Origin of the sequence: Methylocystis sp., from assembly GCF_021731785.1 — a bacterium.
Taxonomy (GTDB): Bacteria; Pseudomonadota; Alphaproteobacteria; order Rhizobiales; family Beijerinckiaceae; genus Methylocystis.
In genome coordinates this window covers 1-14,022 of record NZ_JAKFWS010000192.1, presented here as the reverse complement: position 1 = coordinate 14,022, position 14,022 = coordinate 1, and the positions used below count along the sequence as shown (strand labels likewise).

General features: G+C 62.7%; 15 protein-coding genes and 2 pseudogenes. 6 read left to right on the top strand and 11 right to left on the bottom strand.

Features of this window, described 5'->3' with window-relative positions:
- From QZ964_RS21340 to QZ964_RS21300, 9 genes and pseudogenes are all read right to left on the bottom strand, one after another.
- Nucleotides 1-218, bottom strand: a pseudogene (locus QZ964_RS21340) (IS5/IS1182 family transposase); the annotation flags it as partial.
- A complete protein-coding gene (locus QZ964_RS21335; RefSeq protein ID WP_292534385.1) occupies nt 191-460 on the bottom strand; it encodes a hypothetical protein in 270 nt (89 codons plus the stop codon). The pseudogene QZ964_RS21340 and the gene QZ964_RS21335, both read right to left, overlap by 28 nt.
- Nucleotides 461-555: 95 nt before the next feature.
- Nucleotides 556-876: a hypothetical protein gene (locus QZ964_RS21330; RefSeq protein ID WP_292534383.1), complete on the bottom strand. Its 321-nt coding sequence runs from the start codon at nt 874-876 to the stop codon at nt 556-558.
- Nucleotides 877-1,016: 140 nt separating this feature from the next.
- The gene (locus QZ964_RS21325; RefSeq protein ID WP_292534380.1) at nt 1,017-1,256 is read right to left on the bottom strand and encodes a hypothetical protein; all 240 of its coding nucleotides are present in this window, start codon (nt 1,254-1,256) and stop codon (nt 1,017-1,019) included.
- Nucleotides 1,253-1,852 (bottom strand): hypothetical protein, encoded by a 600-nt coding sequence (locus tag QZ964_RS21320; protein WP_292534378.1) that lies wholly within the window; start codon nt 1,850-1,852, stop codon nt 1,253-1,255. The genes QZ964_RS21325 and QZ964_RS21320 overlap by 4 nt, the downstream gene beginning before the upstream one ends.
- Before the next feature lie 62 nt (nt 1,853-1,914).
- A complete protein-coding gene (locus QZ964_RS21315) occupies nt 1,915-4,197 on the bottom strand; it encodes an adenosylcobalamin-dependent ribonucleoside-diphosphate reductase (RefSeq protein WP_292534376.1) in 2,283 nt (760 codons plus the stop codon).
- Nucleotides 4,198-4,376: 179 nt separating this feature from the next.
- Nucleotides 4,377-6,491 (bottom strand): ATP-dependent helicase, encoded by a 2,115-nt coding sequence (locus tag QZ964_RS21310; RefSeq protein ID WP_292534374.1) that lies wholly within the window; start codon nt 6,489-6,491, stop codon nt 4,377-4,379.
- The gene (locus tag QZ964_RS21305) at nt 6,475-7,470 is read right to left on the bottom strand and encodes a hypothetical protein (RefSeq protein WP_292534371.1); all 996 of its coding nucleotides are present in this window, start codon (nt 7,468-7,470) and stop codon (nt 6,475-6,477) included. Before QZ964_RS21305 ends, QZ964_RS21310 begins: the two co-directional genes overlap by 17 nt.
- Before the next feature lie 12 nt (nt 7,471-7,482).
- The gene (locus tag QZ964_RS21300; protein ID WP_292534388.1) at nt 7,483-8,430 is read right to left on the bottom strand and encodes a DUF3991 and TOPRIM domain-containing protein; all 948 of its coding nucleotides are present in this window, start codon (nt 8,428-8,430) and stop codon (nt 7,483-7,485) included.
- Nucleotides 8,431-8,697: 267 nt separating this feature from the next.
- Between QZ964_RS21300 and QZ964_RS21295 the strand changes: the two genes are divergently transcribed.
- Nucleotides 8,698-9,027 carry a WGR domain-containing protein gene (locus QZ964_RS21295; RefSeq protein WP_292534368.1) on the top strand — a complete coding sequence of 110 codons (330 nt, stop codon included), beginning with the start codon at nt 8,698-8,700 and terminating at the stop codon, nt 9,025-9,027.
- Nucleotides 9,028-9,113: 86 nt separating this feature from the next.
- Here the strand turns inward: QZ964_RS21295 and QZ964_RS21290 are convergent, their stop codons facing one another.
- A complete protein-coding gene (locus QZ964_RS21290) occupies nt 9,114-9,611 on the bottom strand; it encodes a thermonuclease family protein (RefSeq protein WP_292534366.1) in 498 nt (165 codons plus the stop codon).
- A gap of 279 nt (nt 9,612-9,890) precedes the next feature.
- Here QZ964_RS21290 and QZ964_RS21285 point away from each other — a divergent pair, with 279 nt between their 5' ends.
- The 4 genes from QZ964_RS21285 (at nt 9,891) to QZ964_RS21270 (ending at nt 11,660) form a co-directional block, all read left to right on the top strand.
- Complete coding sequence (locus QZ964_RS21285; RefSeq protein WP_292534364.1) at nt 9,891-10,025, top strand: hypothetical protein; 135 nt, start codon at nt 9,891-9,893, stop codon at nt 10,023-10,025.
- A gap of 69 nt (nt 10,026-10,094) precedes the next feature.
- On the top strand, nt 10,095-10,343 hold the full coding sequence (locus tag QZ964_RS21280; RefSeq protein WP_292534361.1) for a hypothetical protein: 249 nt from the start codon (nt 10,095-10,097) through the stop codon (nt 10,341-10,343).
- 610 nt (nt 10,344-10,953) lie between these two features.
- A complete protein-coding gene (locus QZ964_RS21275) occupies nt 10,954-11,271 on the top strand; it encodes a nucleotidyltransferase domain-containing protein (protein ID WP_292534359.1) in 318 nt (105 codons plus the stop codon).
- On the top strand, nt 11,268-11,660 hold the full coding sequence (locus tag QZ964_RS21270) for a HEPN domain-containing protein (protein ID WP_292534356.1): 393 nt from the start codon (nt 11,268-11,270) through the stop codon (nt 11,658-11,660). Before QZ964_RS21275 ends, QZ964_RS21270 begins: the two co-directional genes overlap by 4 nt.
- Before the next feature lie 150 nt (nt 11,661-11,810).
- Here the strand turns inward: QZ964_RS21270 and QZ964_RS21265 are convergent.
- Nucleotides 11,811-12,276, bottom strand: a pseudogene (locus QZ964_RS21265) (transposase); the annotation flags it as partial.
- A 687-nt stretch (nt 12,277-12,963) separates the two neighbouring features.
- Between QZ964_RS21265 and QZ964_RS21260 the strand changes: the two are divergent.
- Entirely contained in the window at nt 12,964-13,425 is a 462-nt protein-coding gene (locus QZ964_RS21260; RefSeq protein ID WP_292534353.1) for an ABC transporter permease, read from the top strand.
- Nucleotides 13,426-14,022 lie beyond the last annotated feature (597 nt).

Below are 14,022 nucleotides of genomic sequence, written 5' to 3'. Positions count from 1 at the left end.
AGCGCTTTAAAGATCACCACTTCATCCCATGGCTTGCGCCCCGCCGAACTCCTGCGTTCCGCGTCGTGCTTGCGGAGCTCGCCTTTGATCAACGCCGCCTTCAGCTTCGGCCGGAACGACTCCCATGGAACCAACGTCGCGATGGGAACCAGTGGATCGTTCTTGGCGTCGAGCTCTTCATAGCGGCGAGTCAAATCGAAGAAACCAAGCTGTCCCACGCCAAACCCCCACGTTCAGAGCCTGCGAGGTTTGAATCTGATTTGCGTAACGGTTGGAAGAGGGAATTTTTCGAGGTGCCCGAAAGCAAATCGCCCAGCGAATGGACCGGGCGTTTCGTGACGCGGGCAAGAGGCCGCGCGTTGGTCTGAGTTTGCAGTCGATCGATCGGAGAATCGTGCTGGTCGATGATGTTCTGCTTTGCTATATCGAGGAGAGTTGGGAACGCGTCGGCAATATCCATTGCGATCTCCTGCGGTTGGGAAAATTGATGCGATCGGCGCGGGTTTGCGGCGCGGCGATCGGCTATCGGGACGAAGTCGGGCCGAGAAGATCTCGTCAGCAACACCGCAGGACGTAGGCGGCGGCCGCGGACAGGGTTTCGAAGGACAAGCGGGTGATCGGCATCGCATCCCGCGTCTTCGAGGCTTCCCACGCGTATTTGCTCAAGGTCTCCAGGCGTGAGACGGAGGCTATCTGGCGTCCATTCTTGTCGAACACCCAGAGAGCCGTGGGGGTGATCGAGTCGTGTCGACAGCGTTCGACGTCGAGCGAGACGCCAGCAAGATGAGAGCGCATCTCTGCGAGATCGCGGTCCATCTCATCGGGGGGCATAGTCCCGCTATGCCGGCTGCTTTCGGGTGTGAGGGTATGCTTCATGACGTCCTCGCTCCTAGATGTTGGTCGAAACGAGAACGAACCGCCCCTTCGCGTCCGGCGGGGCAAGGCGCGCGGAACGCGCGGGAGCGAAGCGACTTGACCCTTGCGGCGGCGGGTGCGCCAGCGGCAGGCGGCGTTGTTCAGTTCTCTCCTTTTCGTTTTTTCTCGTTTCGCCACGCGCGAAACTCGGCTTGATTTCTCTCTAGCCAGGTCACGAGATCTCGCAGATCGTCGAGTTGCGTCATGAGAGCGTCGAATTCGGATTGACGGACGCCGCCGCAACGTTTGGCGCCGGCGGTCCGCAGCAATTGCTGGGCGAGGTCGATCGTGGTTCGATGCGCCGCGAGCGACCGGCGGCTGGTCGGACGACGTGCGGTCATGGGTCGCGCCTCAGCCATCCGAATTCCGGTTCGCCGTTATAGCCGCGTTCCCAGATATACCAGGCGAAATCTGTCTTGCCGCCGCGCGCGGGAAGGCCAGCCTCGACAACCGGACCGGGCGGCATCGATGGACGTGGGGTGAGGATCAGCACGCGGCGCCGGCGCGTGTCTTCGAGCCACCGGGAGCGTTTGTCGCCACTGATCCAGCCGAGTGGCAACAGCATGGCGACCTTGCGGGAGGCGACTTTGTGAGCTTTGGCCACGAATTCCTGCGACAATTTGAACGGCGGAATGGAGACGATGTTGTCGGGCCACCGTCCTTGAAAATCGTCGGACAAAAAGTCGGCGAGACGAACGCAATAAGGCGAGCGTTTGACCTTGTCCTGACCCCAGGCGGTGCGGCCGAATCCGGCGAGTTGCGCGGCTTGGACGATGCGGCCGAGACCGCAGGCGGGATCGCAGACGGAACCTTCGAACCGCTCGTGTTCGAACAGGCGATGATCGACCCAATGTTCCTCGACATACCAATCGTCTGGGTGTCGGGTCCAGAGATGCGCGTTGAGCGCGCGTTTGGCGTCGGCGGGAATGATTTGCATCGGCAATCTCCCGTTCGGGATCCGTCAGAGAGTGGTCATTGAAATTCGGTGGGCGAAGATGATCATGAACATTTCGACCAGCCGCAATGTCGGCAGGTCAGGCAGCCGTCCTGCTTGACGACGCCGGGCTGACTGCATTTCGGGCAGAGCGCGCCGAGCCCCGGCGCGCGCGCGCGATCATATACGACCGGCTCCGCGTGCGTCTCGGCGGGCGGCAGGAAGCCGGTTTCGATCATGTGCCGTTCGATGATGGAGCCGATCGCCGCGATGAGCGAGGGGACATAGCGGCCCTCGCTCCAATGGCCGCCGCGCGGGTCGAAGACGGCTTTCAGTTCCTCCGCGACGAAGGCGACGTCGCCGCTGCGGCGGAACACCGCGCTGATCATCCGCGTCAGCGCGACGACCCAGGCGTAGTGCTGCATGTCCTTGGAGTTGATGAAGATTTCAAAGGGTCGGCGGACGCCTTCCTGTTCGATGTCGTTGATGGTCACATAGAGCGCGTGTTCGCTCTCCGGCCAGCGCAGCTTGTATGTGGCGCCGGTGAGTTTCTCCTGGCGCGGGGCGATTTCCGGATGCGCCGTGGCCGTGACCGGCGCGGGCGGCGCGGGCGGCGATGGAGAGGTTTCGAGGATCGAGCCGGTGATGTCGTTCGGGCGATAGGTCGTGCAGCCCTTGCAGCCCGAGCGATAGGCGTCGAAGTAGATCGTCTTGAACGCTTCGAAGGAAATGTCGGCTGGGCAGTTGACGGTCTTGGAGATCGAACTGTCGATATGATCTTGCACCGCGGCCTGCATGCGAATGTGATCGGCGGGCGTCAGCGTTTGCGCCGTCACGAAATACTCGGGCAGCGGCGTTTGGTCGCCAAACTGCTGACGATAAAGCCGGACGGCGTAATCCTCCACCACTTCCATTCGCGTCGAACCGTCAGGCTCGCGAATTTTGCGCATATAGGAAAAGTCGAAGATTGGTTCGATTCCCGACGACACATATTCAGCCAGCATCGAGATCGTTCCGGTCGGCGCAATCGAGGTGAGCAGCGCGTTGCGGACGCCATGTTCGTGGATCTTGGCCTTGACGCCATCAGGCAATTTCCCAATCGTCTCGCCGGCGAGATAGGCGTCGCGGTCGAACAGCGGAAACGGGCCTTTTTCTCGCGCGAGCCGGGCCGATGCCAGATACGCGTCGTGATTGACGAGAGACGTCCAATAGGCGGCGCGTTCGGCCGCCTCGAGCGAGCCGTAGGTCAGTCCGCACATGGCGATCGCGTCGGCGAGGCCGGTGACGCCGAGACCAATGCGGCGCTTGGCGGTCGCTTCGGCGCGCTGTTCGACGAGCGCGAATCTTGAAATCTCGATCGTATTGTCGAGCATGCGCACGGCGATTTCGGTGAGCGCGCTGAGCGCTTCTTCGTCAATGCGGGCGCGCGGCGTGAAGGGATCGAGCACCAGCTTGGCGAGATTGATGGAGCCGAGCAGACAGGCGCCATAGGGCGGCAATGGTTGTTCGCCGCAGGGGTTGGTGGCGCTGATGTTTTCGCAATAGGCGAGATTGTTGCGGGCGTTGATGCGGTCGATGAAGATGACGCCGGGCTCGGCGTAATCATAGGTCGCCTGCATGATCTGATCCCACAAGGCGCGGGCCTTGACGGTGCGCCAGGTCTCGCCGGCGAAGACGAGGGGCCAGTCGGCGTCGGCGTCGATCGCCGCCATGAAAGCGTCGGTGACGAGGACCGAGAGATTGAAATTTCGCAGGCGAGTCTTGTCGGCCTTCGCGGCGATGAAGGCTTCGATATCGGGATGATCGCAGCGCAGGGTCGCCATCATGGCGCCGCGCCGCGCGCCGGCAGACGCGATTGTGCCGCACATGGAGTCCCAGACATCCATGAAGGAGACAGGGCCGGAGGCGTCGGCGCCGACGCGCTTGACCGGGGCGCCCTTGGGGCGCAGCGACGAGAAATCGTAGCCGATACCGCCGCCCTGCTGCATGGTGAGCGCCGCCTCGCGCAGATGAGCGAAGATGCTGCCGAGGTCGTCTTCGATCTCGCCCATGACGAAGCAGTTGAACAGAGTGACGCTTCGATCGGAACCGGCGCCGGCGAGGATGCGGCCGCCGGGCAGAAACTTGAAACCCTCGAGCGCCGAATAGAAGGACTGTTCCCAGGCGGCGGGGTCGTCTTCGACGCTGGCCAGCGTTCGCGCGACGCGCCGCCAACTGTCCTCGATCGTCAGGTCGATCGCGTCGCCGCCGGGAGATTTCAGTCGATATTTGGCGTCCCAGATCTGTTGCGAGATCGCTGGTAGTTGCGCCCCCGCCGCCATCGGCGGGACGACATACATCGTGTTCATGATCTTCTCCTGTCTCTCTCTATTCGCTTATTACGCCTCTCGCGGGCCGCTTCGCGCCCGGCGGGGCAAGGGCGGGCCTTGGCCCGGGAGCCATGCGACGCACCCTTGTGGCGACGGCCGCGCATGCGGCAATTGTCTTTCGTCTTTTCCCATTGGCCGTTCGTTCTTTTCGCTTGTCGCTATGGGCGGCGCAGATGGTTCGGCAGATTGCGCCAATCGGCGGGCGGGCGAGCGGCCGGTCGTCGCCGGTCCTGGTCGCGCCGCCTGCCTTTGACGCAATGCGGCTCGGGAATGTCGTCGATGAAGGGAGACGCCGTGGCGAAGCCGCGGCGAAAGCCGCAATAGGAGATGCTGACCCGGCGCATGCCGCGCGTCAGCGCGACATAAGCGAGCCGCCGTTCTTCTTCACGGTCGCTGTAATCCGACGGTAGGATTCCCGTCTCCCAGGCCGGCAGAAACACCTGCGGGAACTCCAGGCCCTTGGCCTTATGCAGGGTCATCAGGCGCACTCTGGCCGTTTCGTCTTCACCGGGACGGTTGGTGGCGAGCGCCGCGTGATCAAGCAATTCGCGCCCGGTGTGAAAGCCGCCGGCGAGTTCGATGAGCTCCTGCAGGTTTTCGAGCCGATCTTCGGTGGTTTCCGCTTTGCTCTCGCGCAGCATGGCGCGATAACCGGTCGCGTCGAGCAACAACGAGATAATGTCGGCGAGCGTATGCGACTGATCGGCGCCGATGCGGCGGATGTGCTCCGCGAACTGCAGGCCCGCTGCGCGGCATTTGGGTGGCAACGCCGCCGTGTCGAGGGCGCGCAGCAGCGACACGTTACGGAACGAGGCTTCCCTCTCCACCGCCTCCATGGCCTTGGCGCCGAAGCCGCGGCGCGGCTCGTTGATGACGCGGCGGAAGGCCTCGTCCGATTGGCGGTCGTCCGGCGTCGCGGCCAGGCGGAGGAAGGCGAGAGCGTCTTTGATCTCGGCGCGATGGTAGAAGCCGACGTCGCCAACCAGAACATGGGGAATGCGGGCGCGCATCAGCGCTTCTTCGAAACCGCGCGAGATGAAGGAGTTGCGATAGAGGATCGCCATTTCCTGCCAGCCGGCTCCTTGCGTATGGCGCGCGAGGATTTCCTCGACGACGCCGGCGGCTTCGGCTTGCGCGTCGCGGTAGGCGACGATTTCGACGCGATCGCCCTGCTCTTTCCGGGTGAACAGCGTCTTGCCGAGGCGCTTGGGGTCACGGGCGATCACCGCATTGGCGGCGGCGAGGATGTGGCCGGTCGAACGGAAATTCTCTTCGAGGCGGACCTGGACGGCCTTCGGAAAATCCTGAGTGAAGCGCCGAATGTAAGCTATATCTGAGCCGCGCCAACCGTATATGGCCTGGTCATCGTCACCGACGCAAAAGACGCGGCCATGATTGGCGGCGAGCGCCTTCAACCAGTAATATTGCGCAAAATTGACGTCCTGATACTCGTCGGCGGCCAGCCAGTCGAAACGCGCCGCCCAACGCGCGCGATAGGATTCATCGCGCTGCATGGCCAATGTGACCCACAGCAGCAGGTCGCCGAAATCCGCGGCGTTCGCCTCTCGCAAGGCGCGCTGATAATCGGCGTAGACGCGCGCCGCGGCGCGCAGACCATGAACGTCGATCGGTTCGCGGGAATGATTGCTCTTGGCGATCTTGGCTTCAACCCAGGCGGCGGCGCCTTTCGGCGTGATGAGATTGTCTTTGAATTTGGAAATGCGGTTGCACATGATCTTCAATGGATCGCGTGCAGCGGCTTCGTTCTCTTCGCCTTCAGTGAGTCCTTGCGCCTTCATTACGCGCTTGACGAAGCGCCGGCTGTCGTCAGCGTCGATGATGTCGAAGTCGGGCCGCAATTCGGCGATTTCCGGGGCGTCGCGAAGCTGCCGGGCGGCGAGGCCGTGATAGGTGCCGAGCCAGGAGGGCGCGCCGACGCCGCCGAGCGCCGCGCGGATACGCGAGGCCATTTCGGCGGCGGCCTTGTTGGTGAAGGTGACGGCGAGAATGCGCGAGGCCGGGATCCGCTCGACGGCGATACGATGCACGACCGCCGCCGTCAGGGTTGACGTCTTGCCGGTTCCCGCGCCGGCGAGAACGAGGATCGGGCCGGAATGCGCCGCGGCTTGCGCTTGCGCGGGGGTAAGCGTCGCCGCGATTGTTTCGAATGAATCGGCGGGAGGGCTCTGCTCCGGCGGCTCATCGAAGCATGGTTCGAAACGTTCCCAATCTTCCCGCCCGGCGAGGGGATCGATTTCAGAGTATCCCGACATGACAGTTGGCTCCGTTGCAGCGGATCAGTTCTCCGCCGGGTTTGTCGATGGTGGTGAAGACTGTGAAATGATCGTCGAGGAAAAAGGCGCCGGCCTCGTCGCGCTCGCCGTCGACGACGACGCCTTCCAGCCATTGCGAGCCGTCGCCGGCTTCGACATGGACGAGCGTGTCGGCGCGCCGGTCGCCGGTTGGCCAGTGGCGACAACGGCGGCGCGTCGGTTCGGGCAGACGGGAAAAGGCCTGGACAAGCTCGGCGAGCGTTTCCTCGCGGCGCGCCGCTTCGAGCAGTTCCTCGAGCCGGCGCAGGAACTGCGCCGTCGCCCGCGCGGCGGACCACGGCTGCCACGGTCTCAGGCCCGGCGACAAAGGTAACGGATCAGCGTCGAGGGGCTCGAGCGTCATCTCGAGGCTCTCGCGCATATCCTGTCGGCTCCATCCGACGACATGATAGGCTTCATTGGCGGCCGCCTGCTTGTCGGCGCGCTTGTGGAGCGCGTAACTCTCGTCGGTCCAGGGCGGCAGGCGGTAGCGAGCGTCAACCGCCTGTTGCAGGCGCCGATCCAATTGCTCGAAGCTTGTCCCAAGATGCGGCTTCAAGGGCGCGATCGGGTCGAAGCCACCTACCAGCCCTTCCGTCGAATCGTGAAGCAGTTCGCGTAGAGATTCGCGTGGGGTCAGCGGTCCTTGCAATTCGCGCAAGGCCAGCACGGCGAGGCTATGCTGGGCGACGCTGAGCGGCAGCTCCCATTTTGAATAGCCGCCCCAGCGGTAGGTGCGCGACAAGCCGATCGCCAGATCCTCGTCGGCCCAGGCGTCGGGGTCCGGATCGAGCAAGTCGAGCCGCCGGCCCGATTTGAGGAGGATAAAGGCGCGTGGCTTGCGGTTGCTTCGAGGGACAGGACCATATTGGTCACGGGTGGTCCCCATCTGGTCTTTGAGCTGGAGCGGCTCGAATTCATGAAAGTCGGGAAGTTTCATCGCAGTCTTCCTTCATTGGGCTTGTTGAATTTTGAGGACGTCGTTCCAGTCGCCGTCCTCGACGGACGGCCTCAGCCGCTCGAAGGCGACGCCGGCGGCGGCGGCCAACTCTCGGTGTTTCTCGGCGTAGCGGTCGCCGGCGGCGTTGGCGTCCGTCGCGCCGCAGAAGATCGCGCCCGGGATTTGCGCCAGGCGGGCGACGATCGTTTCGATCGCGTCGATCGTTCTCGGCCCCATACCGCCGCCGGTCGCCGCATAGAGCGTGTCGGTTTGGATGCTTTCGAGCGCGGCGAGGCTGAGCGCGTCGATCGGCGCCTCGGCGAGAACGACGCGCCTCAAAGAGTCCGCGCCGCCGGGAAGTCGGAACAGGGTCTTGTCGCCGCCCTTGACCGATCCTTTAAAATCGAGGCCGCGGATCTCGATATGCGTGACCCTGCGCTCGTCGTGGTGGGCGAACCAGGCGCTTCCATAGGGCCCTTCCCGCACCACATCGGCGGCTCGGGCCTTCTCCAGGACGCTCGCCGGCAATTGACGCTGGTCGATGAGATAGCGCCAGACCGGCGAACCGACCGTAAGCCGGGGACGACGCGCCCAGCGCTCGGGGAGCGGGCGATCGGGAGATGATTTGCCGCGAGAACGTCTTTCGTCGAAAGGCGAGACCGGGAAGGTCGGGACAAGCCCGACAAAGCGGCGCAAGACCTTGCGGACCTCGCCGAAATTCAGACCAGGTTCGAGGTGCTGCACCAGCGCGAAGACGTCACCCTTCGCGTCGCTCTGCGGATCCCACCAGCCTTGGCCCTCGTGATTGACGATCAGGATTTCTCCCTGCCCGCGCCGGTATTTGAGGCAGTTTTTGGTGCTTTCCTTGCGGTCGAGCCGCCAGGGCGGCGCCGAGCGCTCGAGAAGCGCGGCGCAATTCGTCTCGGCGCGCAGCCGCTCGATTTCGGGGTCATATCTCATGGTCACAGGCCCTCCCCTTCACGGTTCGCCGGCAGGCTGGAGGCTTCTTCCTCCGTTTCCTTTGCCAAAACGCCGTTGGCCGACCGCGAGACGGGCGCGCTGCAAGGGCGGGATCGCCGCTCGCGGCGAGCCCGGGAGCCCGCGACAACCCCTTGCGGCGCGTGCGGCGCTAGCGGTAGCCATATCCCCATCTTCCTTTGTCCTCTTTTCTCATTCGTGCTTCACTCGTGCGCGAATGCGAAAGCGGCCGACGCGGAGAGACACGGGATGGCGGCTGTGGATGAAATTGCGATCGTGCTGCATGGCCATAATCGAGACGCCGATCGTCATCGGTCCTGGCGCGTCGAAGCCGGGCGCGATCTGTTCGGAAACTGGATCGCGCGGGTGTCGTTCGGCCGCATCGGCTGCAGGGGTCGCGCCATTGCGCGCGAATTCGCGTCAGAAGAGGAGGCGCGGGCGTTCGTGCGGAAAGGGCTCAGGCGCCGACGAAGCGCGATCCGACGATGTGGCGTCGACTATCGCGTCGTCGAGGCGTCGGCGGCGGCCTCACCTCTCCTGGCTGTAGCCGGACTGGCGTCATCAGAGAGTGACCGCTGACCGGGCGAGGCTATTACTATTCGTCGCCTCTACGGCAAGAGGGGCGTGGGAATCGGTCTGTCCGTGCGTGGTCATCGCACTCCGGCTCAGTGCGTCCGCTGCAGTCGCCATTCCCACGGCGGCTGGACCGTTCCCGCCCAAATGCCTCGCCTGGCGTTGCGTGCCGCTTCCTCCGCCTCGACATGAGCGGTGGAATAGCGCCGATACGCCATGGCCCACCCCTCGCTGACCAACCATGCGGAGATGTCCCTATCGTTCGCGGTGCAGTCGGCGACCATCCGCCCATAGCGGTCGGTGTCAACGCCGACACAGCTAACGACAGTTGCCCCCAAAAAATCCGATAACGCGAGCGCTCCCTCTTGGCCGCAGCGCCAGGGCGCGCCGTTGGGCATAAAGCACGGTTGACCGCGCTCCGGGGCGTCGACGCCATGCAAGCGGATGCGACGCCCGTGGATCTCGATGGTGTCGGCGTCGATTACCGACGCGCGGCCCGCGATCTCGCCGGCGAATGCGTGGCCAGGTCCGGCCGCGCCGAACGCCCAAAGAGCGGCCAGCCCGAGAATCGATATTGTCGTAAATCGCATGGGCGTTAGCGGCTCCCCTTCGTCAATACCTTTCTGATTCCTCGCGCCGTGGCGACCCACATAACCGAAAATGGTGTCGTTGCGGCATTTCGGATTCGACGCAAATTGGCGTTTGCAGTTGCGCCTGTCTTAACCTAACTTTGCATCCTCTTTCGCGATATTCGCTGCGCTGGCGCGCTGATCGCGCGCGCAAAACGTATTCCTCGAATCACGTTCATCGAGCTTCTGCCGCCGTTTCGAGGAACCTGGTGAAAATCGTATGACGCGGAGCTGAAGGAGATGGAACAGGACACCGAAAAGAGCGCGGACGCGACGCGCTTTGAGGCTGGCGACGACGCCTCGCAATCAAACGAAGAGCTCGGCGCTTTTCTGGCGGAAAGGGAAGCGCTCGCCGCCGATCTTGCGCAGGCGTGATCAGCGGGCGAGAGAGCCGAACGCGAACTTGCCGAGTGCAGAACTCAGCTTGAGGCGCTTTCGAGGGAGATGGACGCGCTGCGCGACGACAAGAAGGCTACGTTGGCGCGGACGAGCGCCGTCGAAGCGGAACGCGCCGCCGCGCGCAAGATGCGGCGCGGGGTCCGTTCAGAACGCGCTAAGATTCTTGCCGATCTCGCCGAGGCGGCGGCGCTATGGGAGGCGGAAAAGGCCGCCGCGCGCGATCAGATCGCCCGGCTCAGGATGGAGAATGAGCGCCTCGTCGCGAAAATCGAGAAGCTCAGGGCGGCGGCATAGCCCGGGCGGGCTGAGGACGCCGCCCAGCCGAAACCCGCGGCGGCCAAGCATGGAAAAGAGAAGGCGAACAAAGTGGCTGCCACGCGACGCCGGCAAAAAAATCCGCGCCGAGGTCAGCGACGAAAAAAAACCGGGCGAAGCAGGCAACGGCGCCCAAGGCTCCCGGCCGCCTGGGACGGAAACGGTCTCTCGGCAAAGCCGCCGTCAAAAAGGCGCGCGCGCCGCGCAAGAGATCCGTCGTCCGAAGACCGGCAAGGAAAACCCGAAGGGCCTAATGCCGTCAGGCCCGTATACACAGCTAATGCGAATGGAGCCCTTCCTTTTTGATGATCCGCGATCTGTGGAGGTCGTACCTGTCGATCAGGAGGGGTCAGTTTGACCACATTCGGAACGACCGAAGGATTAGTCAGACAATTTGCGTCTTGGAGGCATTGTTCGTTGCGACGGTGGTCATCACAAACGCCGTGCTGTTTTCGGAGCTTGTGGCTCGCGCGGAAATGGAAAAGAATCTGGAGCCGAGCCAGCATAGCGTCGAGGCGGGGCGACACTCTCGTTGTTCGTGGCGCTATCAGAAGCGAGATGGCGGACCGAATCGAGAAAGAGATCACACATGGCAAAAGCGATTGATCCAATCATGAGCCGTTTTCGCGCGGCTCTCGACGAAGTTTACGGCCCACGTCTCGAACGTGTCGTGCTGTTCGGCTCGCGTGCGCGTGGTGATGCACGCCCGGATTCCGATTACGACGTTGCCGTGTTCCTCAACGAGTTCGAAAGCTTCGGGCAGGAAGCGGATCGCATCGCTGAAATCGAAACCGATATTCTTTACGACACCGGAGCCGTCATCAACGCCTTGCCGTTCAGGGCTGGGGCCTATCGAGAATCCACGGGGCTGATGGGCGAACTGCGCCGCGAAGGTCTCGACCTGTGAAGCCTGAAGCCGCCGACTATCTCGACAAGGCCCGCAACGATCTGGACGATGCCAAGAAGATCGGAGCGATAGGACTTGCAAGGGTCGCGGCGCGCGCCGCCTACTACGCTGCTTTCCATGCCGCCGAGGCCTTCATCGTCGAAAGCACCGGCAAGATCGCCAAGACCCATTCGGGCGTGAGGGCGGAATTCACCCGCCTGGCGAAAGAGACGCCGGAGATTGACAAGTCTTTCCCAAAGTTTCTGGCGAAGGCCTATCTCTATAAGGAAATCAGCGACTACGGCGTCGGCCCCGGCGCAGATGTCACGATCGCAGACGCGACGGACGCGATTGCGAACGCCACCCATTTTGTCGATTCGATAGCGGCGCTACTGATCAAACGCCAGTAGTGGTGCGTACCTAACCTGTAAAAGTTTAAACTTAATCTGACAGACGGTGTTTTCAGCCCCGCATGGGAGCCGTGGCCGGGGCGGAGCTGGTCGGGGTAGCGCAGCCCCCGCCACGGCGGCTCCAGGAGACACCGACATGACCAAGGAACAAAGCATGTCGTCGAGGCCTTCCAGAATCGAAGCTGAAACGCCCTTCCAGTCGCGTTCGAGGACGGCGAGCGAGATTGCGAATGAGCTTTTCGGCTTTGTCGGCGTCGTCCATTTCCCAGGCTTGCCGCAAGACGCGCTTCGCCGAGGCGCGCATGGATTTTGGCAAGCGCTCCAGAATGTTGCGCGCCTTGTGAACCTGGCAACGCTGGATCGCCGCATCGCGTCCGAAGGTCCGCCGGATCGCCTTGGACAGTGCTTTCGAGCCGTCGATGATGAAGAGGCGCGACGCGCTGGGATCGAGCCCATGCTCTACGAGATTGTCGATGAGCGCCTGCACGGTCGTCGCGTTTTCCGTCGCGCCCTCGACGAGGCCGAGCGGGTGTTTGTCGCCGTTCGCGTCGACGCCGTTCGCCGCGACGAGGATCATGTCCTCGTCCATGTGAATGCCGTCGATCTGGATCGCCAGTGCCGCCGCGCGAAAGAGCAACGATGTCGCCACAAGCGGCTCTCTGCCCACCAACTTCTTTCGTCTGCCCTACTCTTGTGCTTCGGAAAAGAGCCCACCTCGCGGCGGACTCTGCAATCACTTTGGCAATTGTCGCTTTGGCCGTGGAACTACAGTCCTTACGTCTCAGAATTACCAGACGCCGTTGAAGGCTGCTGCTTTGCGGCCTTTTGCGCAATCTTCTCGTTCACTTTCTTGAGCTTCTCGGCGGCGCGCCCCTCGGCGATGACAGCGCGATCATAAGCCCTTTTCGCGACAGTGAGCTTCTTTTCGGCCACCTGATGGGCGGCGGTCGCTGTTGCGAGGCGGTTCCGGGTCCGCTTCTTTGCCGGCGCTTTGCGCGTGGCTTTTTTGACAGCAGCTTTCGCAGTGACTTTCCGAGCGACTTTCTTCGCCGGGCCTTTGCGAGCCGCTTTCTTCGTGGCTCCTTTGCGCACAGTCTTCTTCGCAGTCGTTTTTCTTGCCATTGTGCACCCCGGTGTTTGCGTGGATAAAATGGTCGCTACAGCATTTTCGCCAAGCAGTCACGCGATTGCTGACATAAGCCCTGTGTATTTGGTGCGTTTTCAGTCGACGCCCTATGGGCGAAATCCCTGCGTAGTGTCACGATACCCGACAAACCCAAATGGATGATGGCCGGAGGCGTCAATGAATGCGCCCGATTTGAACCAAGTCTCGGACGAAATTATGGGCGGCAACGAGGTTTTGGGGCGTCAGCCTACCCGTGAGAGCTACGATGTCACGGCCGCGCTGAATCTTGTGTCGGAAACAGCGGCGGCGATCAAAGCATTCGATGAGCAGGCAGCTCAAGCGCTAATGCGCGCTCATGAAGTCGCCGATGCGGTGAAGGAAGAGCTGGCCCGCGCAGAGCTGCGCGCAGAACGCGCCGAGACGATGCTGCGCTTGGCCGAGGCTCAAATCGAGCAAATGTTGGCCGTCGCCGAACAGGCGGACAAAGAGCTTGAGATCCTGCGGTCGCAGCTTGCCGCTAAGACGGCAGAGTTTGCTGCATCGGAGCGGCGCGGAGACGACGCAGAGGCGGCGATTGAGCAGATCGTGGCTGTGATCCGGGCGCACCTTCCCGCCAAATTAGACGTTCCGTCAGAATAGGTCGCCGACACTCTCATGTAGGCCTAGCGCCGCCGTTAACGCTCTCGCGATTGTCTGCGCGACGGCCTTGGCCTCGCCGCCAATGAGCCGATTGACGAGTCCGCGCCGGCTCGGATTCCTCCTCGAAGTAGATATAGGCGAGCGCGACGCCGTTCGCGTCTTCGACCGCGAAGGACTCGCCGCTGCTGCGGATTCGCAGCGGCGGCGTGAAGGGAGCGGGCGTCTCGGCTCAATCAGCGTCGGATCGGAGTCGCCGGCGCCGATCTGTTAGCACGAGGACCCTGATCGGAAAAAGGACAACTCCGATCTAAATCACCACCCCCACAAGCCATAGGGGTAGCCCTCGCCGAGCGTCACCGCGCGAACTCGCGGCGCATCACCATTGATACCCAAACGTCGAGCCGCAATCCTCGGCCCTTCGCTCTCTTCCCAAGAGAGATGTTGCGTGAAGCGTCCGCACATGCCTTCCCTTCACTCGCGCAGCGCATTATAGCCGTCTTTAAAGCCATGGAGAGTGAATATGTGGCGAAGTCCCTCGCCGGGATTAACGTAGATCGTTATTAGCATGGTTTTGCCGTTGAGCATCTTGCTTAGCAG

Excerpts from the sequence above, each read along its gene's own strand:
- QZ964_RS21335 (WP_292534385.1), bottom strand. The coding sequence starts at position 460 with ATGGATATTGCCGACGCGTTCCCAACTCTCCTCGATATAGCAAAGCAG.
- QZ964_RS21330 (WP_292534383.1), bottom strand. The coding sequence starts at position 876 with ATGAAGCATACCCTCACACCCGAAAGCAGCCGGCATAGCGGGACTATG.
- QZ964_RS21325 (WP_292534380.1), bottom strand. The coding sequence starts at position 1,256 with ATGACCGCACGTCGTCCGACCAGCCGCCGGTCGCTCGCGGCGCATCGA.
- QZ964_RS21320 (WP_292534378.1), bottom strand. The coding sequence starts at position 1,852 with ATGCAAATCATTCCCGCCGACGCCAAACGCGCGCTCAACGCGCATCTC.
- QZ964_RS21315 (WP_292534376.1), bottom strand. The coding sequence starts at position 4,197 with ATGAACACGATGTATGTCGTCCCGCCGATGGCGGCGGGGGCGCAACTA.
- QZ964_RS21310 (WP_292534374.1), bottom strand. The coding sequence starts at position 6,491 with ATGTCGGGATACTCTGAAATCGATCCCCTCGCCGGGCGGGAAGATTGG.
- QZ964_RS21305 (WP_292534371.1), bottom strand. The coding sequence starts at position 7,470 with ATGAAACTTCCCGACTTTCATGAATTCGAGCCGCTCCAGCTCAAAGAC.
- QZ964_RS21300 (WP_292534388.1), bottom strand. The coding sequence starts at position 8,430 with ATGAGATATGACCCCGAAATCGAGCGGCTGCGCGCCGAGACGAATTGC.
- QZ964_RS21295 (WP_292534368.1), top strand. The coding sequence starts at position 8,698 with ATGGCGGCTGTGGATGAAATTGCGATCGTGCTGCATGGCCATAATCGA.
- QZ964_RS21290 (WP_292534366.1), bottom strand. The coding sequence starts at position 9,611 with ATGCGATTTACGACAATATCGATTCTCGGGCTGGCCGCTCTTTGGGCG.
- QZ964_RS21285 (WP_292534364.1), top strand. The coding sequence starts at position 9,891 with ATGGAACAGGACACCGAAAAGAGCGCGGACGCGACGCGCTTTGAGGCT.
- QZ964_RS21280 (WP_292534361.1), top strand. The coding sequence starts at position 10,095 with ATGGACGCGCTGCGCGACGACAAGAAGGCTACGTTGGCGCGGACGAGC.
- QZ964_RS21275 (WP_292534359.1), top strand. The coding sequence starts at position 10,954 with ATGGCAAAAGCGATTGATCCAATCATGAGCCGTTTTCGCGCGGCTCTC.
- QZ964_RS21260 (WP_292534353.1), top strand. The coding sequence starts at position 12,964 with ATGAATGCGCCCGATTTGAACCAAGTCTCGGACGAAATTATGGGCGGC.